Here is a 19,347-nt window from a genome sequence, read left to right as displayed (position 1 = left end):
GCGGAGCAGGGGTTGCCGGACAGACAGGGGAGTTCGCGATATCGAACACGCTTAGTACACGGCTCGCGACCTCCCGTTCACTACGGTAGGCAACGGTCGGTGACCACACCAGCAGAATGCGTATATGGAACGGTCGCGTTACACCCACAATCGGCCAGGGAGGAACAAGAGTTTCCAGGGACAAATGGGGCGATGCACAGGAAGCAGAACGGGCGAATCGCGTGCACCGGCGGACGTCGAGTAGCGTTGCCGACCATGCGTCTCGTCATTGCCCGGTGCTCGGTCGACTACGCCGGCCGGCTCACCGCCCACCTGCCCTCGGCGCCCCGCCTGATCCTGGTCAAGGCGGACGGCAGCGTCTCCATCCACGCGGACGACCGGGCCTACAAGCCCCTCAACTGGATGTCGCCGCCCTGCACGCTGAAGGAGGGCACGGGCGAGGACGAGGGCGTGTGGACCGTCATCAACAAGGCGGGCGAGAAACTGATCATCACGATGGAGGAGATCCTCCACGACTCCTCGCACGAACTGGGTGTGGACCCCGGTCTGATCAAGGACGGCGTGGAAGCACACCTCCAGGAACTGCTCGCCGACCGCATCGAGACGCTCGGCGAGGGCTACACCCTCATCCGCCGCGAGTACATGACCGCGATCGGCCCGGTGGACATCCTGTGCCGGGACGCGGACGGGCAGACGGTGGCGGTGGAGATCAAGCGCCGCGGTGAGATCGACGGCGTGGAGCAACTCACCCGCTACCTGGAGCTGTTGAACCGCGACCCGCACCTCGCCCCGGTCCGCGGCGTCTTCGCCGCCCAGGAGATCAAGCCCCAGGCCCGCGTCCTCGCCACCGACCGCGGCATCAACTGCCAGATCCTCGACTACGACGCCCTGCGGGGCATCGAGGACGACAAGCTGCGGCTGTTCTGATCAGCTCCGCGTGGTGCGGGCGTGATACGAGCATGAGGGCCGGGTCCGTGTGAGGACCGGCCCTCCTGCTGTCTGCGGCAGGCGTCAGATCACGGAACCCCGGCTGCCGCCGCCCCCTGGCGCCCCCGCCGAACTCGTCGACGTCGTCGGGCCGCTCGCCGTGTTCGTCGTGGACGGGGTGGTCGAGGCCGAGCCGGTCGGGGTCGGGGAACCCGAAGTGCCGGTGGGCGTCGGTGTGGTCGGTGGTGCCGTCGGGGTCGTATGGGTCGGCGTGGGCGTCGGAGTCGGCGGGCTGCTCGTCCGCGACTTCGACGGCGTGGGAGTGGCGCCCCCGCCGCCCGTGCCCGGCGTGCCCGTCGGACCGGTCCTGGGCTGCGTCGGTGCCGTGGTGTACGTGACGCCGGGGCCCGGGGTCGTGGGCCGGCCGGTGGGGGTGCCCGGGGCGGCGGTGCTGCTGGTGCTCTGGCTCGGGTCGGCGTCCGGGGCGTCGTCGCCCGCGTCCTGGTTCACCGACGGGTTGACGTTGTTCACCTTGTCGGCCGGGTTGTCGTCCGCGCTGTCGTGGGACGTGAACCCGAGCGTGACGACCGTGCCGAGGACGGCGACCAGCAGCGCACCGGACCCGGCCGCCACCAGATTGCGCCGGGCCAGCCGCCGGATGCCTCCGCCGGAGGGGCCGCTCGGGGCCCGCGGGGTGACCAGGGTGTCCGCGGGGGCCTGGTACGGCTTCGGGAACGTGGTCGGCATGCCGGTCGGCCGGGTCGGCGCCGACTCCTCGTGGCGGGCCTCCGCAGCCTCCTCGGCGGCGAACACCGGCAGCCCGGGCAGGTCCCCCGCGCGGTCGGCCACCAGGGCCAGGGCGCGCCGTCCGGCGACCGTGCCGCGCTTGTCGGCGAGCGCGCCGCGCAGCCCGATGGACGCCTCCAGCTCGGCGCGGGCCCGGTCGAGCTGTCCGCCGCACAGCGCGAGGACACCCAACTCATGGTGAAAATAGGCCTGTTCGGACACCTCACCGGCCAGCCGGGCGGCCTCCGCACCGGACCGCAGGGCCCGCTCCCAGGCGCTCCAGTGCAGCCCGGCGGCGAAGGCGGGCGCGGCCGTGCGGGCGAGCCGTACGGCGCAGCTCTCCTCGCCCTCGACGGGCGGCACCGTGGCGGGCGCGACGACCGTGAGCGCGGCCAGCACGGCATCGGCCTCCACGCACACCCGCTCGGGGGTGACCGAGGGGTGGCCCGCCCACCAGGCGTAGTGCTCGGCCGCGGTGAGCGCACGGTCCGGGGCATCGTCGGCGTATCCGGCGGCCTCCAGCTGGGTCTGCACCCCGGCCGCGAGGCGGTAGCGGGAGCCGACCGGCGAGATGAGCCCGCAGCCCGCCAGCTCGCCGAGCGCGGCGTCCGCGTGGGTGTCACCCACCAGCGCGGGCAGATGGGCCTGGTGCGGCACCTCGCCGCCGAGGGCGACGGCGAAGCGGAGGGTGGCGCGGGCCGAGGCGCTGAGCCGGGAGGCGAGCAGCGGGGCGGGCGCCGCGGCCTCGCCGAGGGAGGGCAGCGGGACCTCGTCCTCGGCCGCCAGGGGCGCGTCCACCGGGGGGCGTACGTCCTCGAAGACGCCGTACTCGTCGACCGCTTCGGTGCCGGCCCGCAGCTCGTCGCGCTGCCGGAGCAGGGCGCCGGCCTGCACGAAGCGCAGCGGCAGCCCCTCGGACTCGAACCACAGGTCGCCGGCCCAGTTGGCCTCGTCCTCGGTGAGGACCCGGCCGGCGGCCCGCTCCAGGATCTCCAGTCCGCCGGCCCGGTCCAGGCCGGGCAGGAAGACCTCCTCGACGTCCGCCTCGGCGGACGGACCGGGGACCTCGGGCGTGGCGCCGAACAGGAAGGCGCACTCGGGGGTGGCGTCGAGCAGTTCCTCCAGGGCGGCGCCGCCGAACTCCAGGTCGTCCACGACGACGACCGCGCCGATCTGCCCGACGAGGGCGAGCAGTTCGTCCCGTTCGGGGCGGTACCGGGGCGCGTCGTGGACGGCACGGAAGAGGTCGTCCAGCAGGTCGCCGGCCGTGCGGTGGAAGCCGCTGAGCCGGACGACGCCGTCGGGGGCGAGGTCCTGGCAGTCCTCGGCGACCAGGTCGAGCAGGGCGGTGCGGCCGGAGCCGCCGGGGCCGGTGAGCCGCACCGAGCGTCCGCGGGCCAGCAGCCGGACCAGGCGTTCGCGTTCGTCCTGGCGTTCGAGGAGGGAGAGCGCGGGCCGGGCCGGGCCGGGCGGCACGGGGGGCCGGGCGGCACGCTCGGCTTCGGCGCGCTCGGCGGCGGTCAGCTTGCGGGGCCTGCCGGGCGCCTCGTCCGGCCGGCAGGGCGCTATCTCGCTGCCGTCCACGGGGTTGACGGTCAGCAGGAAGTCCCCGGAGACGAGCCGGGCTGTACGGGCGAGCGCGGGCGTGCCCGGGCCGAAGTCGGCGGTGAGGGAGTCCCGGGGCGGGCGTCGGCCCGGAGCCTGGCCCTGCTTCTCGGGTCCCGGGTTGATCGGGTCCATGGGTTCCAGCCCCCCAAAAGCGTTGTGTGCTCGGTTACCGGCCCCTCCCGGCCTGCTGCACACTGAGCTGTCGCTTCTGGTCCGGGCCCGCTCGATCGAGGGTCGCAAGGCAGCGGGCGACCGAACCCTAAACCTTCGGCCGGTGTCACCGACAGGGCGGGGTGCCGCGCGGCCCGAGACGTCACGGTCTTACGAGGATTGCCCTCGACGTACGGTTCGCCCTCAGATCCGAGGCCGTCAGATCCGAGGCCGTCAGATCCGGGGCCGTCAGATCCGGGGCCGTCAGACCCGGGGCAGCGACTCCACCCCGATGCCGCCCTCGATGGCGAGAATCCGGTGCAGCCGGGTGGCCACCAGCAGGCGCTGCATCTGCGGCGGCACGCCGCGCAGCACCAGGCGACGGCCGCAGCGGCCGGCCCGCCGGTGGGCGCCCATGATCACCCCGAGTCCCGTGGCGTCCCAGGAGTCGAGTTCGGACAGGTCGAGCACCAGGTCGCCGACTCCGTCGTCGACGGCCGAGTGCAGGGCCGTACGGGCGTCCGCCGCGCTGCGGACGTCGAGGCGGCCCCCGACGACCAGCTCGACGTGGTCGCCCCTGATGTACATATGCGCTCCCCGTTGAGTGCGAGTGGCGTACTCCATGACGGTGATGACGGTGCTGTGCAACGTCTGACTGCCTCAGTGGCAGAGCGGTTGCTGCTTGTAAGCGAACCGATACCGAATTCACCCCCGGGAGTGAACCTCCCGGGGAGTGTGTCCGGATCTATACGGATCTGTACGGATCAGTACTTGTAGAAGCCCTGCCCGCTCTTGCGGCCGATGTCACCGGCGTCCACCATCCGGCGCATCAGCTCCGGCGGGGCGAACTTCTCGTCCTGGCACTCGGTGTAGATGTTGCCGGTGGCGTGGAGCAGGATGTCGACGCCGGTGAGGTCCGCCGTGGCCAGCGGGCCCATGGCGTGACCGAAGCCCAGCTTGCAGGCGAGGTCGATGTCCTCGGCGGTCGCGACGCCGGACTCGTAGAGCTTGGTCGCCTCGACGACGAGCGCCGAGATGAGACGGGTCGTCACGAACCCGGCGACGTCCCGGTTGACGACGATGCAGGTCTTGCCGACGGACTCGGCGAACTCCCGCGCGGTGGCGAGGGTTTCGTCGCTGGTCTTGTAGCCGCGGACGAGTTCGACCAGCTGCATCATCGGCACCGGCGAGAAGAAGTGCACACCGACGACCCGCTCCGGGCGCTCCGTGGCCGCCGCGATCTTGGTGATCGGGATGGCGGAGGTGTTGGAGGCGAGCACGGTGTCCTCGCGCACGATCTTGTCGAGCGCGCGGAAGATCTCGTGCTTGACCTCAAGCTTCTCGAACACGGCCTCCACGACGATGTCGGCGTCGGCGGCGGCGTCCAGGTCGGTGGTCGCGGTGATGCGGCCGAGGGCGGCTTCGGCGTCGTCCGCCGCCAGCTTGCCCTTGCTCACGAACTTGTCGTACGAGGCCTTGATGCCGTCGGTGCCACGCTTGAGTGCCTCGTCGGTGACGTCGCGCAACACGACGTCCCAGCCCGCCTGCGCGGCGACCTGAGCGATACCGGACCCCATGAGACCGGCCCCGATGACGGCGAGCTTCCGTGCCACTCCGACTCCCTTGAACGCTGTGAACGTCTGCCTCTTCGGCGGACGATAGCGCTCCGGAGCGGCCGTGTGACCGGTAAGTAACGCGCGTCACGTCTCAGATGACGGACATCACACCGGCAGCGGCACTAGTCGTCCAATGGGGCATTTTCCTCCCGCCGTTCGGCCCGCGATTCCGGATCCGCATCCGCCCGAGCGGCCCCCTCTTGGTTGTCGCTTCAGCACAGGGGGCCGCACGGTTTCCAGTGCGGCGTCGAGTGGCGCCTCCGGCTCCATGATGACGGCGCCCTCGGCATTGCGCGCACAGATGCGGCCTTTCCCCCTCAAAGGACTGAATCATCGCCGTTCATCCGGCGCGCCAGGGGTGGCGCGGGCTAGCGGAGCCTGGCCCCCTTGGGGCCATTGTTCCGTACCTCCATGATCACGTGGCGTGCGGAACGGTGCCGGGGCCATGCTGGCTCTCCCTCCTGATGGCGCTTCAGCACCGCCTGAAGGAGGGCCAGTTGGAGTGAGACCCCCGCTCACAGAAACGAAGTGCGATGTCGAGTAAGAAGGTGGTGACCGTCGCCGTACTGGTGGCGGTCCTCACGTGGAGCACGGTGATGACCGTGCTGGGACAGGTCTCGGCCGTGGCCACCCTGCTCCCATCCCTGGGCCTGCTCGTGCAGCAGATCGCCCAGGCACTGAACGGGCCCGCCGACCCGGCCCCCGCTCCCACCACCGCCGGCGAGGAGCCGCCCCGATGATCTGGCCTCCTGGCGACGACCAGCCTCTCCCGTCGGAGAACAGCGGCAGGCGGGGCCGTAAGCCGCTCCCGATCTCCGAGGCGGCGGGCCCCTCGCACCGGGCCTGGCTGGAGCCGGTCCGCAGCTACGTGTTCTCCAGCGGACTGACCCTGAACGACCTCGTCGACCGCTCCGGCTACTCCAAGGCCCGCATCAGCGAACTCCTGCGCGGCCATGGGTACTACCCCGCCTGGGAGATCACTTTCAGCGTGATACGCGCGCTGGGCCTGCCGGTCCAGCCGATGCGCCGCCTGTGGACGGCGGCGGCGCGCGAGGCCCACAAGAAGCCGCACTGGATCCAGAACTGCATCCAGCAGGTCGCCTGCGAACCGGAGATCCAGCCCCTGGCCCACCAGGCCTTCACCGAGAAGATGCTCGCCCCGTACACCGCCTACGCGCGCGCCTTCCTGCTGACCGACAACCGCGTCCACTGGGCGGTGGGCGAGACCTTCGACCTGCTGTGGCTGTCCTGGAGCACGGCCGCCAGCAGCGCGAACCTCCGGCGCAACGCCTGGCTTCTGCTGCGTTCCCGCGTCCTGGCCCGCGCCGCCCACCGTGACGGCCACCCCGATCTGCGCGCCGCCGTCTTCTCCACCGAGGAGGTCAACGGCAGCGTGCCGGGGCACCTCGTCGTCCTGACCGAGATGGTGGACCTCTTCGACGCCATCACCCGGCTCCCGCAGGACCAGATGGACGTCATCGTGCTGGGCCACCTGTGCGGCCTGGACCTGGAGGAAACGATCCCCTACGTCACCGGTCTGAGCCCGGCCATCGCCCACGCCATCGACCACCATGCCCGCGCCGCCCTCGAAGACCTCCTCGACAGCCCCCGGGAGTGAATCCGTTCGCCATGACTGCCATAGACGCCCTCCTCGCCCGCGCCCGCCTGCACGACTGCCCCGGCGTCCCCGCCGACACCGTCCCGTATGAAGACGGCGCCTACCCCGACCACACCTACGACGACACCGCCCTCGCCGAGGCCCCGCACGCCGACGCCGACGCCGTCACGGTCCGCCAGCTGCGCACCCTGTGCGACGCCGTCCTCACCGCGCTCGCCCCCGGCACCCTTCAGTTCCTCACCGACCAGCTCCCCGAACCGGAAGGAGCCTGGCTGCTGGGTTGCGCTCTGCACGTCGCCGGCATCGACGAGGGAGCCCGCTTCTGGTGGCAGTACGCCGCCGGCGCGGGACACTCTTCCGCCGCCTACTGCCTCTCCCTGCACCACCGCGCCCGCGGCGAGGCCCACGCGGCTGCCTTCTGGTACGACCAGACAGGCCTCGACACCGTGCCCGACCATGACACCATCCCTGTCAGCGGCATCAACCCGCCCCTGGACTTCACGTTCGACGCGTCCGTCCCCACGGTGCTGCGCATACTCAGCCGCCTGACCGCCCCGGGCGGGCGCCCACGCCCCCACCGCGCCGACGCCATCACCAACTACGTGGCCCGTACGGTCACCCATGGCTACGCCGAGCACCCCGGCGTCGAGATACCCGTACCCGAACCCCGCTTCGCCGACCGCGTCACCTTCCTCCTGACCTTCACCCCGCCCTGGACCGGCCCCCGCGCGAACGTCTTCAACCCGACCCTGCCCAGCCGTTCGGGCACGGGACAGTGACCGCCCCGACTACCGTATGTGCTCCAGCAACTACGCACGGAGGTCCGCGATGCCGGCACGAAGGGTGATCACGGGACGCAGCCAGGAGCCCCGTCGGCGGTACGCGGAGGAACTCCGCCGACTGCGCGCCGCCAAGGGCCTCAGTCTGCGCGCGCTGGCCGACGCGGTGGGCTGGGATCCGTCGCTCTTCAAGAAGCTGGAGAGCGGGGAGACTTTGGGCGGCCCGGAAGTCGCGGAGGCACTGGACCAGTTCTACGGCACGCCTGGGCTGTTGTTGGCGATGTGGGAGATGGCGCTGGGGGATCCGACGCAGTTCAAGGAGCAGTACCGGCGGTACATGATTCTGGAGGCGGAGGCGATGAGCCTGTGGCACTTCGGAGTGAGCATCCTGCCGGGCTTGTTGCAGACGGATGCCTACGCGCGCGAGGTGCTCACACTCGGCGGGTACAAAGGCGAGGAACTGGAGCAGCAGGTGGCGGCTCGCTCAGGTCGGCGAATGCTGCTGGAAGGTGAGGACGCGCCGCCGTTCCGCGCCCTCATTGCCGAGGCGGTGCTGCGCACGCCGCTGCGGGACGCGGGAGCGTGGCGGGAGCAGTTGGACCATCTCCTGGAGATGTCGGAGCGTCCGAACATCACCATTCAGGTGCTGCCGGACCGTTCGGGTATGCACGGCCTGGTGAGCACCTCCGTCATGTTCCTACGGCTGACGAGCGGTACTACGGTGGCCTACACCGAGAATGCGTACCGTGGCGAACTGATCGAAGAAAACGCGGCAGTTGAGCGGCTGCAACGTGCATACGATGCGATGCGCGACCAGGCGCTGACTCCTGCCGAGTCGCGGAAGTTCATCCTGCGGATGTTGGAGGAAGTACCGTGCGAGCCATCGAACTGACCGCCCTGACGTGGCGCAAAAGCAGCTACAGCAATCCGGACGGCGGCGAGTGCCTCGAAGTCTGCGACACCATCCCCTCCGCCGTCCCCGTCCGCGACAGCAAGACCCCCCACGGCCCGGCCCTCGTCTTCGCGGCCAAGCCATGGGCGTCCTTCGTCACGGCCGTGAAGGGCGGGGCGTTCCACTAGCTCTGTCCGCGTACCGCATAACCGAGGACCTTCTCGCTGAGCAGGTCCTCGATGTCGTCGATGAGGACCAGCACCTCTCGTGACACCTCGGCCGGTTTGCGGCCCGCGAGCATTTCGCGGCCGACGGTGACGAAGACCGTCTGGTGGATCCAGCAGATCTGACCGGCGATCAGCCCCGGCAGCGGGTCGCCGTCGGCCGCGCCCGTCTCCTCGCGCAGGGCCGCCTCCAGGTTGTCGTGGATCTCCTGCTGCAGGCTCCACAGGCGCGAGCGCAGCGGCGGGGCCTCGTGGATGACGCGCATGAAGCGGTCGTAGCCCTCCAGCAGGCCCAGGCGAGGGGAGACGGCCTCGGCCTCCTCGCGCAGTTCACGCAGGACGGCCTGGGCTGCGGACTCGCCCGCATCCCGGCCGCGCACCCAGCGGGTGAGCCGGTCGGCCATTCCCGTGGAGCGGTCGAAGAAGAGGTCCTCCTTGGCCGGAAAGTAGTTGTAGACGGTGTTGACGGAGACGTCGGCCGCCTCGGCGACGTCTGCCATCGTCACCGCCATGAAGCCGTGCTCCAGGAACAGTCCCGTGGCGATGTCCGAGATCCGCTGCCTGGTCTCGCGCTTCTTCCGCTCTCTGAGTCCCTCTGCCATGCCGTCATCGTAGGTTGCCGACAGGGTCGCTGGAGTCTCTGAATTTTTGGTGGCATTGCAAACTTTCAACGCCTCTGCTTTTCTGTTCGTCATGGCAACAGTCATCAGCGCGGCCGGACTGGCGCGCACCTTCCAGACCAAGCAGGGCCCCGTCGAGGCCGTGCGCTGTGTCGATCTCGCCGTCCAGGAAGGCGAGATCCTCGGCCTCCTCGGGCCCAACGGGGCGGGCAAGACCACCACCCTGCGGATGCTCACCACCCTGCTCGCCCCCACCGGCGGCGCGGCCACCGTCGCCGGGCACGACCTGGCGACCGACCCGGTGGGCGTGCGCGGGGTGTGCGGGTACGTCGCCCAGTCCGGCGGCGTCGACCCGCAGATCAGCGTGCGGGAGGAACTGGTCACCCAGGGCCGGATGTACCGCCTGCCGAAGGCGCGGGCGGTCGAGCGCGCGGCCGAACTCGCCCGTGAACTGGACCTCACCGACCTGCTCGACCGGCGCGCCGGCGCGCTCTCCGGCGGTCAGCGGCGCCGCCTGGACATCGCGATGGCGCTCACCCACCGCCCGAAGGTGCTGTTCCTGGACGAGCCGACGACCGGCCTGGACCCCGGCAGCCGCGCCGACCTGTGGGCGCTGGTCCGCCGGCTGCGCGACGAGTACGGCACGACGGTCTTCCTCACCACCCACTACCTGGACGAGGCCGACGCGCTCGCCGACCGCCTGGTCGTCGTGGACCGGGGAACGGTCGCGGCCGAGGGCACCCCCGGCGCCCTCAAGCTCCGCTACGGCGGCTCGCTCGACGCCACGCTCCAGGACACCTTCCTCGCCATCACCGGCCGCGGGCCCGTCCCGGCCGACGCCGCCCCCGTAGCCGTATAGGACCCCGCATGCTCCTCCACGACACGGCCCTCATCTACGGCCGCTACCTCCGCCAGTCCCTGCGCTCCCGCTTCGCCCTCCTCTTCGGCGTCCTCACGCCCCTGCTGTATCTCCTCTTCTTCGGCCCGCTGCTCACCGATCTGCCGCTGGGCGGGAAGGGCAGCTCCTGGCAGGTGCTCGTACCCGGCTTGCTGCTCCAACTCGGCCTGTTCGGAGCCCTGTTCGCGGGCTTCACAGTGATCATCGAGAAGGGGCAGGGGGTGGTGGAGCGGATGCGGGTGACCCCGGTCAGCCGCCTCGCCCTCCTCCTCGGCCGGGTGCTGCGGGACGCCACGGTCTTCGTCTTCCAGGCGGTGCTGCTGGTGCTGGCCGCCCTGGTGATGGGCCTGCGCGCGCCCGTGCCCGGCATCCTCATCGGCTTCGGGTTCGTCGCCCTGCTCACGCTGTCGCTGGCCTCGCTGTCGTACGCGCTCGGGATGAGGGCCCGTACCCCGCAGGAATTCGGCCCGACGATCAACATGCTGTCGATGCCGTCGATGCTGCTGTCCGGCCTGATGCTCCCGATGTCCCTCGCGCCCGGCTGGCTGGACGTGCTCTCGCACTTCGTGCCGTTCCGCTACCTGGTGGACGCGGTGCGCGACGCGTACGTCGGCCGGTACGCGAGCGCGCACATGCTGTACGGCGTCCTCGTCGCCGTCGGATTCACCGCCCTGTCGGTGACGGTGGGCACACGAGTGTTCCGAACGGCCGGAGCGTAACTACGCTGGCCGCATGGTCAATCTGACACGCATCTACACCCGGACCGGCGACCAGGGCACCACCAACCTGGGGGACATGAGCCGGGTGCCCAAGACGGACCTCAGGATCTCCGCGTACGCGGACGCCAACGAGGCCAACGCGGTGATCGGCACCGCGATCGCGCTGGGCGGCCTGGACGAGGAGGTCGTAAAGGTCCTCACCCGTGTCCAGAACGACCTGTTCGACGTGGGCGCCGATCTGTCGACGCCGGTGGTGGAGAACCCCAAGTACCCGCCGCTGAGGGTCGAGCAGTTCTACGTCGACAAGCTGGAGGCGGACTGCGACCGCTTCAACGAGCAGCTGGAGAAGCTGCGCTCCTTCATCCTCCCCGGCGGCACCACGGGCGCGGCCCTGCTGCACCAGGCCTGCACGGTCGTACGACGGGCCGAGCGCTCCACCTGGGCGGCCCTGGAGGTCCACGGCGAGACCATGAACCCGCTCACCGCCACGTACCTCAACCGCCTCTCCGACCTCTTGTTCATCCTGGCTCGCACGGCCAACAAGGAGGTCGGGGACGTGCTGTGGGTCCCGGGCGGGGAGCGCTAGGGCTCTCGCTTGGGGACCTTCGGGAACAAGGTGTAGCTGGCGGCGATCACCACGTTGATGCCGATCACCCACACCATGCGCAGCTGCCAGGCCCGCAGCGAACCGGTCTCGCCGTCGCCGCCGACGTACCAGACCGCCCCCTGCAGCAGGGCCAGGGCGACGAGCGAGGCCAGGATCCAGCGGCCCGCGACCTTCCACTCGTGGACGGCGCGGGCCGTGCCGTACTTCGGGGGCCGCACCGGCGGGGGGCCGCCGGCGAAGCGATGGGCGACGCGGGCGTCGGCCCACTTGACGGTGGAGTGGCCGAGGCCGACCGTGAAGCCGATGTAGACCGCGGCGAGGCCGTGGCGCCAGTCGGGCTGGGCGCCGTGCTTGAGGTCGATCGCGGTCACCGTGAACAGCACCACCTCCAGCAGCGGCTCGCACAGCAGCAGCGCCAGACCGGTGCGCGGCATCCGCAGCGCGTACCGGAAGACCAGTCCGGCCACCAGCAGCACCCAGAACGCCACCTCACAGGCGACGATCAGTCCGACGATCACGGCACACTCCCTTCGCTCACCTCAAGGCTCCCGGCTGCGAAAGGCTCGGGCGTCGTCGCCGCAGAGGAACCGGCGGTAAGCGAAAGTTGCAGTTGGGGACCCTTCCCGGGGAGCAGACGGACGGGCCGTGGGCCGTGTTGGATGGGCTCATGCCCCGCACACTCCCCCGCCCCCACCGCGACGACCTGCGCATCGCCGTGGGCGGGCTCCTCGGCGGGGTGCTGATGTGGGCGCTCGGCATGCACCCCCGCGTGCCCGCGGACAGCCTCGTGCTGTGGCGGGCGCCCTGGGCCCCGCTGGTGCCGCTCGCGGTGACCGCCGCCTGCGAGCCGCTGCGCCGCATCCGGCCCCGGTTCGGCCTGCTGGTCGGCACCGTGGCGCTCGTCGGGGACACGGTGACCCTGGGCAGCGTCGTCACGGTCGTGCTGTACACGGACCTGGTGTACGCGGCCGTCCTGTACAGCAGCCCGGCCACCGCCCGGCGCATCCCCTGGATCACCGGGATGCTGACCGTGCTCGGCGGGGTCGTACCCGCCGCTCTCTGGCGCGATCCCCAGGGCCTGCTGATCGGCGTGGGCGTCGGCGTGGTGGCGTTCGCGCCGGCCTCGACCGGCTGGGTGGTGCGCAACCACCGGGACGCGGCCGAGGCCGCCCGGCTGCGGGCCGAACAGACCGCGCTGCTCGCGGAGATGGACCGGACGCAGGCGGTCACCGTCGAACGGGCTCGGATGGCACGGGAGTTGCACGACGTGGTGGCCAACCATCTGTCCGCCATCGCCATCCACTCCACGGCCGCGCTCTCCCTCGACGATCCGCAGACCTCCCGGGACGCCCTGGCCGTCATCCGGGAGAACAGCGTGGAGGGGCTGGCCGAGATGCGCCGCCTGATCGGGATCCTGCGGGACAGCTCCGGCGACATCGAACCGGCCGCGACCCCGACCCTGGACGGCGTCGGCGCCCTGGTCGCGGGTGCCCGCGCCAATGGCCTGGAGGTCAGCCTCGACGCCGTGCACGACCGTGTCCCCGCGCCGGTCGAACTGGCCGCCTACCGGATCGTGCAGGAGTCGCTGACCAACGCGCTGAAGCACGCGGCGAAGGGGCGCGTCGACGTCGCCCTGCGGCAGCAGAGCGACGCCCTGCACGTCCGGGTGACCAGCCCCTACCGGCCCGGCGACCGCCCGCGCGCCCCCGGCTCGGGCTCCGGGCTCACCGGCATGCGCGAGCGGGCCGCGCTGCTCGGCGGCAGCTTCGCGGCCGGACCCGAGCACGGGCTGTGGACCGTGCGCGCCGCTCTTCCGCTCACCGAAGGAGACCCCGCATGATTCGCGTGCTGGTGGCCGAGGACCAGTCCGCCGTCCGCGCCGGGCTCGTGCTCATCCTGGGCAGCGCCCCCGACATCGAGGTGGCCGGGGAGGCGGCGGACGGGGAGCGGGCGGTCGAACTGGCCCGGGAGCTGCGTCCGGACGTGGTACTGATGGACGTTCAGATGCCACGCCTCGACGGGGTGTCGGCGACCCGGCAGATCGTCGCCGAGCAACTCGCGGACGTCCTGGTGCTGACCACCTTCGACCTCGACGAGTACGTGTTCGGCGCACTGCGGGCGGGCGCGGCCGGGTTTCTGCTGAAGAACACCGAGGCACGCGATCTGCTGGCGGCGGTGCGGACGGTGGCGCGCGGGGAGGGGATCGTCGCGCCCGCGGTCACCCGGCGGCTGATCTCGGAGTTCGCCACGCAGCCGGCGCGGGACGCGAAGGCCGACCCGGCCGTGCTCGACGGTCTCACCCGGCGTGAGCGCGAGGTGCTGGCGCACATCGGTGAGGGGCTGTCCAACGCCGAGATCGCGGGGCGGCTGGAGATGGCGGAGGGCACGGTGAAGACGCACGTCAGTCGGCTGCTGGCCAAGCTGGAGCTGCGCAGCCGGGTGCAAGCCGCCGTGCTGGCACAGGAGTTGGGGATCCGCTCGAACTGACGGGCGAGTGGTCCAGACCTATTGACCTGTGGTCCAGACCTTTCTATTCTCGCGGCACCGTGGGCATGAAGGCTCAGTCATGCCCTGACATCCCCGACAAAGAGGGAGGCGCAGCATGCGCTTCAGACACAGAGCCGCGGCAGGGTTCGCGACCCTGTTGCTCCCCCTGGCCGGCCTGGTCGGTCTCGCGGGCCCCGCCAAGGCCGCGACGAACGCCACCGCCACCTACACCAAGACCAGCGACTGGGGAACCGGCTTCGGCGGTCAGTGGACCATCAAGAACACCGGTACCAGCAGCATCAGTTCCTGGACCGTCGAGTGGGACTTCCCCTCCGGCACGTCCGTCACCTCCGCGTGGGACGCGGACGTCACCAACTCCGGCACCCACTGGACCGCCAAGAACAAGTCCTACAACGGCACCCTCGCCCCGGGCGCCTCCGTCTCCTTCGGCTTCAACGGCGCCGGATCGGGCTCGCCGAGCAACTGCAAGCTCAACGGCGACAGCTGTGACGGTACGACGGCTCCGGGCGACGCGGCCCCCTCGGCACCGGGCACTCCGACCGCCTCCTCCGTCACCGACACCTCGGTGAAGCTCAGCTGGAGCGCGGCCACCGACGACAAGGGCATCAAGAACTACGACGTGCTGCGCGACGGCAAGGTCGTCTCCACCGTGACCACGACGTCGTACACGGACACCGGCCTGACCGCCGGCACCGACTACTCCTACACCGTGCAGGCCCGCGACACCGCCGACCAGACCGGCCCGGTCAGCAGCGCGGTCGCGGTCCACACCACCGGAGGCGGCACCACTCCCCCGCCCACCGGCGGCTCCAAGGTCAAGCTCGGCTACTTCACCGAGTGGGGCATCTACGGCCGCAACTACAACGTCAAGAACCTGGTGACCTCCGGCTCGGCGGCGAAGATCACGCACATCAACTACGCCTTCGGCAACGTCACGAACGGCCAGTGCGCGATCGGCGACTCCTACGCCGATTACGACAAGGCCTTCACCGCCGACCAGTCCGTCAGCGGCGTCGCCGACACCTGGGACCAGCCGCTGCGCGGCAACTTCAACCAGCTGCGCGAGCTGAAGGCCAAGTACCCGAACCTCAAGGTGCTGTGGTCCTTCGGCGGCTGGACCTGGTCCGGCGGCTTCGGGCAGGCGGCGGCCAACCCGACCGCCTTCGCACAGTCCTGCTACAACCTGGTCAAGGACCCGCGCTGGGCCGATGTCTTCGACGGCATCGACATCGACTGGGAGTACCCGAACGCCTGTGGTCTGTCCTGTGACACCAGCGGGGCGGCGGCCTTCAAGAACGTGATGGCCGCGCTGCGCGCCAAGTTCGGCTCCTCCGCGATGGTCACGGCCGCGGTCACCGCGGACGGCTCCGCCGGCGGCAAGATCGAGTCCGCCGACTACGCGGGCGCCGCCCAGTACGTCGACTGGTACAACGTGATGACGTACGACTTCTTCGGCGCATGGGACGCCAAGGGCCCGACGGCCCCGCACTCCCCGCTCACCTCGTACAGCGGCATCCCGAAGGCGGGCTTCACCACCGCCGACGCGATGGCCAAGTACAAGGCGATCGGTGTCCCCGCGAACAAGCTGCTCATCGGCATCGGCTTCTACGGCCGCGGCTGGACCGGCGTCACCCAGGACGCCCCGGGCGGCACGGCCACGGGCCCGGCGGCGGGCACGTACGAGCAGGGCATCGAGGACTACAAGGTGCTCAAGACGTCCTGTCCGGCCACCGGCACCGTCGCGGGCACGGCGTACGCGCACTGCGGCAGCAACTGGTGGTCGTACGACACCCCCGCCACCATCGCGACGAAGATGGCGTGGGCCAAGAACCAGGGCCTCGGCGGCGCGTTCTTCTGGGAGTTCAGCGGTGACACCAGCAACGGCGAGCTGGTGAGCGCCATCAGCAGCAATCTGTAGAAAAGCGCCTAAGCGACATTGACGCGCTGACCGGGCGGGGCTGCCTCCAGCCACGCGAGAAATCCGGTCAGCGCGTCTTCGCTCATCGCGAGTTCGAGGCGCGTGCCCCGGTGCGTACAGGCGAGGACGACCGAGTCGGACAGCAGCGCCAGCTCCTCCTCGCCCTCGGGCAGGCGGCGGCCGGACACCTCGATCTGGGCCCGCTCCAGGACCCGGCGCGGCCGGAAGGCGTACGAGAAGACCCGGTACCACTCGATGCGGTCGCCGTTGTAGCGGGCGACGCCGTAGCTCCAGCCCTTGCCGTTGGCGTCCGGTTTCTCGGCGACGTCCCAGCGCAGCGAACAGTCGAAGGTGCCGCCCGAACGCTGGATCAGTCTGCGGCGCAGACCGAACAGGAACAGACCCACCACCACGAGCGCGATCACGATCCCGCACACAGTCAGAGCGAGGACCATCGGCACCGACCTCCTCGTCTCCTAGGCACTGGAACTGAATCCGGAACTACGTCTGCGTCTGTAACTGAGTAATGAAAAGGAAAAGCCACCCGTATCTGCCTCAGCCGCGACCGGCACCGGATTGCTCCGGGCCGGCCGCGGCTGAGTGACGTCAACGCGCCGCGCGCTGGGTTCAGCGCGCCGCCGCCGCACGCAGGCGGACGTCCGCACGGCGCTCGGCAGCGGCGTCGCCCTCCGCCTTCGCGCGCTCCAGCTCGCGCTCGACGCGCTGGACATCGATCTCGTCCGCCAGCTCGGCGATCTCGGCCAGCAGCGACAGCTTGTCGTCCGCGAACGAGATGAAACCGCCGTGCACCGCAGCAACGACCGTTCCACCATCACTCGTACGGATGGTCACCGGGCCCGACTCCAGCACACCGAGCAGCGGCTGGTGACCGGGCATGACGCCGATGTCGCCGGACGTGGTGCGCGCGACGACCAGGGTGGCCTCGCCGGACCAGACCTGGCGGTCGGCGGCGACCAGCTCGACGTGCAGCTCAGCAGCCAAGGGAGGCTCCTCGGGTCACCACCCGGCGGTTCTGCCGGGTGTTGGTTACAAGTCTAGTGGGCGTGAGAGAGGGGGCGGGGACGTGCCCGCCCCCTCACGACTCAGGCGAGTGCCCGAGTCAGGAGACGCCCAGCTCCTTGGCGTTGGCCTTGAGGTCCTCAATGCCACCGCACATGAAGAACGCCTGCTCCGGGAAGTGGTCGTACTCACCGTCGATGATCGCGTTGAAGGCCGCGATCGACTCGTCCAGCGGGACGTCCGAACCGTCGACGCCGGTGAACTGCTTGGCGACGTGGGTGTTCTGGGACAGGAAGCGCTCCACGCGACGGGCACGGTGGACAACGAGCTTGTCCTCCTCGCCCAGCTCGTCGATACCGAGGATCGCGATGATGTCCTGGAGGTCCTTGTACTTCTGCAGAACCGTCTTGACGCGCATGGCGGCGTTGTAGTGGTCCTGCGCGATGTAGCGCGGGTCCAGGATCCGGGACGTGGAGTCCAGCGGGTCCACGGCCGGGTAGATGCCCTTCTCGGAGATCGGACGGGACAAAACCGTCGTCGCGTCGAGGTGGGCGAAGGTGGTGGCCGGGGCCGGGTCGGTCAGGTCGTCCGCGGGGACGTAGATCGCCTGCATCGAGGTGATCGAGTGACCACGGGTCGAGGTGATGCGCTCCTGGAGGAGGCCCATCTCGTCGGCCAGGTTCGGCTGGTAACCCACCGCGGACGGCATACGGCCGAGCAGCGTGGAGACCTCGGAACCGGCCTGCGTGAAGCGGAAGATGTTGTCGATGAAGAACAGCACGTCCTGCTTCTGGACGTCACGGAAGTACTCGGCCATGGTGAGGCCGGCCAGCGCGACGCGCAGACGGGTGCCCGGGGGCTCGTCCATCTGACCGAAGACGAGCGCGGTCTTGTCGATGACGCCCGAGTCGGACATCTCCTCGATGAGGTCGTTGCCCTCACGGGTGCGCTCACCGACACCGGCGAACACGGAGACACCGTCGTGGTTGTTGGCGACGCGGTAGATCATCTCCTGGATGAGCACCGTCTTGCCGACGCCGGCGCCGCCGAACAGACCGATCTTGCCGCCCTTGACGTACGGGGTCAGCAGGTCGATGACCTTGACGCCGGTCTCGAACATCTCGGTCTTCGACTCGAGCTCGTCGAAGTTCGGGGCCTTGCGGTGGATGCCCCAGCGCTCGCCGTCGTACTGCTCGTCGACGTTCAGCACCTCACCGAGGGTGTTGAACACCTTACCCTTGGTGAAGTCACCGACGGGCACCGTGATGGAGTTACCGGTGTCCGTCACCGGGGCCTGGCGGACCAGACCGTCGGTGGGCTGCATGGAGATGGTGCGGACCAGGCCGTCACCCAGGTGCTGGGCGACCTCCAGGGTCAGCGTCTTCTTCTCGCCGGCGTTGGCCGGGTCGGCCACCTCGACGTGAAGGGCGTTGTAGATGTCCGGCATCGCGTCGACGGGGAACTCCACGTCGACGACCGGGCCGATGACCCGGGCGACGCGGCCCGTAGCCGTCGCGGTCTCAACAGTGGTGGTCATTATCGGTCACTCCCCGCGGTCGCGTCGGCCAGGGCGCTGGCGCCACCGACGATCTCGCTGATTTCCTGGGTGATTTCGGCCTGGCGGGCCGCGTTGGCAAGACGGGAGAGCGTGTTGATCAGCTCGCCCGCGTTGTCGGTGGCCGACTTCATCGCGCGCCGCGTGGCGGCGTGCTTCGAAGCGGCCGACTGGAGCAGCGCGTTGTAGATGCGGCTCTCCACATAGCGCGGCAGCAGGGCGTCGAGGACGTCCTCCGCCGACGGCTCGAAGTCGTACAGCGGAAGGATCTCGCCCTTGTGGGCGGTCTCCTCCGCGACCTCTTCGAGGCGCAGCGGCAGCAGCCGGGCGTCGAGCGCCGTCTGCGTCATCATCGAGACGAACTCGGTGAAGACGATGTGGAGTTCGTCCACGCCGCCGTCGGCCGTGTTCTTCTCGATGGCCTCGATCAGAGGCTCCGCCACCTTCTTGGCGTCCGCGTACGTCGGCTCGTCCGTGAAGCCCGTCCACGACTCCGCGACCTTGCGCTCACGGAAGTTGTAGTGGGCGACACCGCGCCGGCCGACGATGTACGTGTCGACCTGCTTGCCCTCGCGCTCCAGGCGCTCGGTCAGCTGCTCCGCCGCCTTGATGGCGTTGGAGTTGAAGGCGCCGGCCAGACCGCGGTCGCTCGTGAGGAGCAGGACCGCGGCGCGGGCCGGGTTCTCCGCCTCCGTGGTGAGCGGGTGCTTGGTGTTCGAACCCGTACCGACCGCCGTGACCGCGCGCGTCAGCTCGGTCGCGTACGGCGTGGAGGCCGCCACCTTGCGCTGCGCCTTGACGACGCGCGAGGCGGCGATCATCTCCATCGCCTTGGTGATCTTCTTGGTCGCGCTGACGGATCGGATGCGACGCTTGTAGACCCGGAGCTGGGCTCCCATGAG

Annotated in this window: 21 protein-coding genes; 12 read left to right on the top strand and 9 right to left on the bottom strand. The window is 70.2% G+C overall.

Annotation, left to right across the window (positions count from 1 at the left end; all coding sequences use genetic code 11):
* The first annotated feature begins 255 nt into the window (after positions 1-255).
* A complete protein-coding gene (gene nucS / locus ACWD3E_RS36975) occupies positions 256-927 on the top strand; it encodes an endonuclease NucS (RefSeq protein ID WP_451391890.1) in 672 nt (223 codons plus the stop codon).
* 84 nt (positions 928-1,011) lie between these two features.
* Here nucS and ACWD3E_RS36970 read toward each other — a convergent pair whose 3' ends face one another.
* From ACWD3E_RS36970 to ACWD3E_RS36960, 3 genes are all read right to left on the bottom strand, one after another.
* Entirely contained in the window at positions 1,012-3,453 is a 2,442-nt protein-coding gene (locus ACWD3E_RS36970) for an ATP-binding protein (RefSeq protein ID WP_451391889.1), read from the bottom strand.
* Between the two features lie 282 nt (positions 3,454-3,735).
* A complete protein-coding gene (locus tag ACWD3E_RS36965; RefSeq protein ID WP_451355083.1) occupies positions 3,736-4,059 on the bottom strand; it encodes an STAS domain-containing protein in 324 nt (107 codons plus the stop codon).
* Between the two features lie 176 nt (positions 4,060-4,235).
* Positions 4,236-5,084, bottom strand: coding sequence for a 3-hydroxyacyl-CoA dehydrogenase family protein (locus ACWD3E_RS36960; RefSeq protein WP_451391888.1), 849 nt, complete (start codon positions 5,082-5,084; stop codon positions 4,236-4,238).
* 536 nt (positions 5,085-5,620) lie between these two features.
* On the opposite strand from ACWD3E_RS36960, the gene ACWD3E_RS36955 reads away from it, so the two are divergent.
* The 5 genes from ACWD3E_RS36955 to ACWD3E_RS36935 are packed head-to-tail and all read left to right on the top strand — an operon-like array spanning position 5,621 to position 8,564.
* Positions 5,621-5,827 carry a hypothetical protein gene (locus tag ACWD3E_RS36955; protein ID WP_451391887.1) on the top strand — a complete coding sequence of 69 codons (207 nt, stop codon included), beginning with the start codon at positions 5,621-5,623 and terminating at the stop codon, positions 5,825-5,827.
* Entirely contained in the window at positions 5,824-6,705 is an 882-nt protein-coding gene (locus tag ACWD3E_RS36950) for an XRE family transcriptional regulator (RefSeq protein ID WP_451391886.1), read from the top strand. The genes ACWD3E_RS36955 and ACWD3E_RS36950 overlap by 4 nt, the downstream gene beginning before the upstream one ends.
* Before the next feature lie 11 nt (positions 6,706-6,716).
* A complete protein-coding gene (locus ACWD3E_RS36945) occupies positions 6,717-7,484 on the top strand; it encodes a hypothetical protein (RefSeq protein WP_451391885.1) in 768 nt (255 codons plus the stop codon).
* Between the two features lie 49 nt (positions 7,485-7,533).
* Complete coding sequence (locus ACWD3E_RS36940; protein WP_451355140.1) at positions 7,534-8,376, top strand: helix-turn-helix domain-containing protein; 843 nt, start codon at positions 7,534-7,536, stop codon at positions 8,374-8,376.
* Complete coding sequence (locus tag ACWD3E_RS36935; RefSeq protein ID WP_451391884.1) at positions 8,358-8,564, top strand: DUF397 domain-containing protein; 207 nt, start codon at positions 8,358-8,360, stop codon at positions 8,562-8,564. Before ACWD3E_RS36940 ends, ACWD3E_RS36935 begins: the two co-directional genes overlap by 19 nt.
* On the opposite strand, the gene ACWD3E_RS36930 is transcribed toward ACWD3E_RS36935, so the two are convergent.
* Entirely contained in the window at positions 8,561-9,202 is a 642-nt protein-coding gene (locus ACWD3E_RS36930; protein ID WP_451391883.1) for a TetR/AcrR family transcriptional regulator, read from the bottom strand. The two genes, ACWD3E_RS36935 and ACWD3E_RS36930, sit on opposite strands and share 4 nt — an antisense overlap.
* A gap of 91 nt (positions 9,203-9,293) precedes the next feature.
* On the opposite strand from ACWD3E_RS36930, the gene ACWD3E_RS36925 reads away from it, so the two are divergent.
* The 3 genes from ACWD3E_RS36925 to ACWD3E_RS36915 are packed head-to-tail and all read left to right on the top strand — an operon-like array spanning position 9,294 to position 11,423.
* Positions 9,294-10,079: an ABC transporter ATP-binding protein gene (locus ACWD3E_RS36925; RefSeq protein ID WP_451391882.1), complete on the top strand. Its 786-nt coding sequence runs from the start codon at positions 9,294-9,296 to the stop codon at positions 10,077-10,079.
* Between the two features lie 8 nt (positions 10,080-10,087).
* The gene (locus tag ACWD3E_RS36920; RefSeq protein ID WP_451391881.1) at positions 10,088-10,837 is read left to right on the top strand and encodes an ABC transporter permease; all 750 of its coding nucleotides are present in this window, start codon (positions 10,088-10,090) and stop codon (positions 10,835-10,837) included.
* A 13-nt stretch (positions 10,838-10,850) separates the two neighbouring features.
* The gene (locus ACWD3E_RS36915; RefSeq protein WP_451391880.1) at positions 10,851-11,423 is read left to right on the top strand and encodes a cob(I)yrinic acid a,c-diamide adenosyltransferase; all 573 of its coding nucleotides are present in this window, start codon (positions 10,851-10,853) and stop codon (positions 11,421-11,423) included.
* On the opposite strand, the gene ACWD3E_RS36910 is transcribed toward ACWD3E_RS36915, so the two are convergent.
* Positions 11,420-11,962: a hypothetical protein gene (locus ACWD3E_RS36910; protein WP_451391879.1), complete on the bottom strand. Its 543-nt coding sequence runs from the start codon at positions 11,960-11,962 to the stop codon at positions 11,420-11,422. The genes ACWD3E_RS36915 and ACWD3E_RS36910 overlap by 4 nt on opposite strands.
* A 149-nt stretch (positions 11,963-12,111) precedes the next feature.
* Between ACWD3E_RS36910 and ACWD3E_RS36905 the strand changes: the two genes are divergently transcribed.
* The 3 genes from ACWD3E_RS36905 to ACWD3E_RS36895 all read left to right on the top strand — a co-directional run bounded on the left by ACWD3E_RS36905 (position 12,112) and on the right by ACWD3E_RS36895 (position 15,870).
* The gene (locus tag ACWD3E_RS36905) at positions 12,112-13,284 is read left to right on the top strand and encodes a sensor histidine kinase (protein WP_451391878.1); all 1,173 of its coding nucleotides are present in this window, start codon (positions 12,112-12,114) and stop codon (positions 13,282-13,284) included.
* On the top strand, positions 13,281-13,931 hold the full coding sequence (locus tag ACWD3E_RS36900; RefSeq protein WP_451391877.1) for a response regulator: 651 nt from the start codon (positions 13,281-13,283) through the stop codon (positions 13,929-13,931). The genes ACWD3E_RS36905 and ACWD3E_RS36900 overlap by 4 nt, the downstream gene beginning before the upstream one ends.
* 115 nt (positions 13,932-14,046) lie before the next feature.
* On the top strand, positions 14,047-15,870 hold the full coding sequence (locus ACWD3E_RS36895; RefSeq protein ID WP_451391876.1) for a glycosyl hydrolase family 18 protein: 1,824 nt from the start codon (positions 14,047-14,049) through the stop codon (positions 15,868-15,870).
* Between the two features lie 8 nt (positions 15,871-15,878).
* On the opposite strand, the gene ACWD3E_RS36890 is transcribed toward ACWD3E_RS36895, so the two are convergent.
* The 4 genes from ACWD3E_RS36890 to ACWD3E_RS36875 form a co-directional block, all read right to left on the bottom strand.
* Positions 15,879-16,325, bottom strand: coding sequence for a DUF2550 domain-containing protein (locus ACWD3E_RS36890; RefSeq protein ID WP_451391875.1), 447 nt, complete (start codon positions 16,323-16,325; stop codon positions 15,879-15,881).
* Positions 16,326-16,497: 172 nt separating this feature from the next.
* Positions 16,498-16,872 (bottom strand): F0F1 ATP synthase subunit epsilon, encoded by a 375-nt coding sequence (locus tag ACWD3E_RS36885; protein WP_451391874.1) that lies wholly within the window; start codon positions 16,870-16,872, stop codon positions 16,498-16,500.
* A gap of 118 nt (positions 16,873-16,990) precedes the next feature.
* Entirely contained in the window at positions 16,991-18,427 is a 1,437-nt protein-coding gene (gene atpD / locus ACWD3E_RS36880) for a F0F1 ATP synthase subunit beta (RefSeq protein WP_451391873.1), read from the bottom strand.
* Positions 18,427-19,344, bottom strand: a complete 918-nt coding sequence (locus ACWD3E_RS36875) for a F0F1 ATP synthase subunit gamma (RefSeq protein WP_451391872.1) — start codon at positions 19,342-19,344, stop codon at positions 18,427-18,429. Before ACWD3E_RS36875 ends, atpD begins: the two co-directional genes overlap by 1 nt.
* Positions 19,345-19,347 lie beyond the last annotated feature (3 nt).

This window comes from Streptomyces sp. NPDC002676 (genome assembly GCF_053592455.1).
The sequence above is the reverse complement of the archived record's forward strand: the minus strand, read 5'-3'. Positions and strand labels throughout refer to the sequence as shown.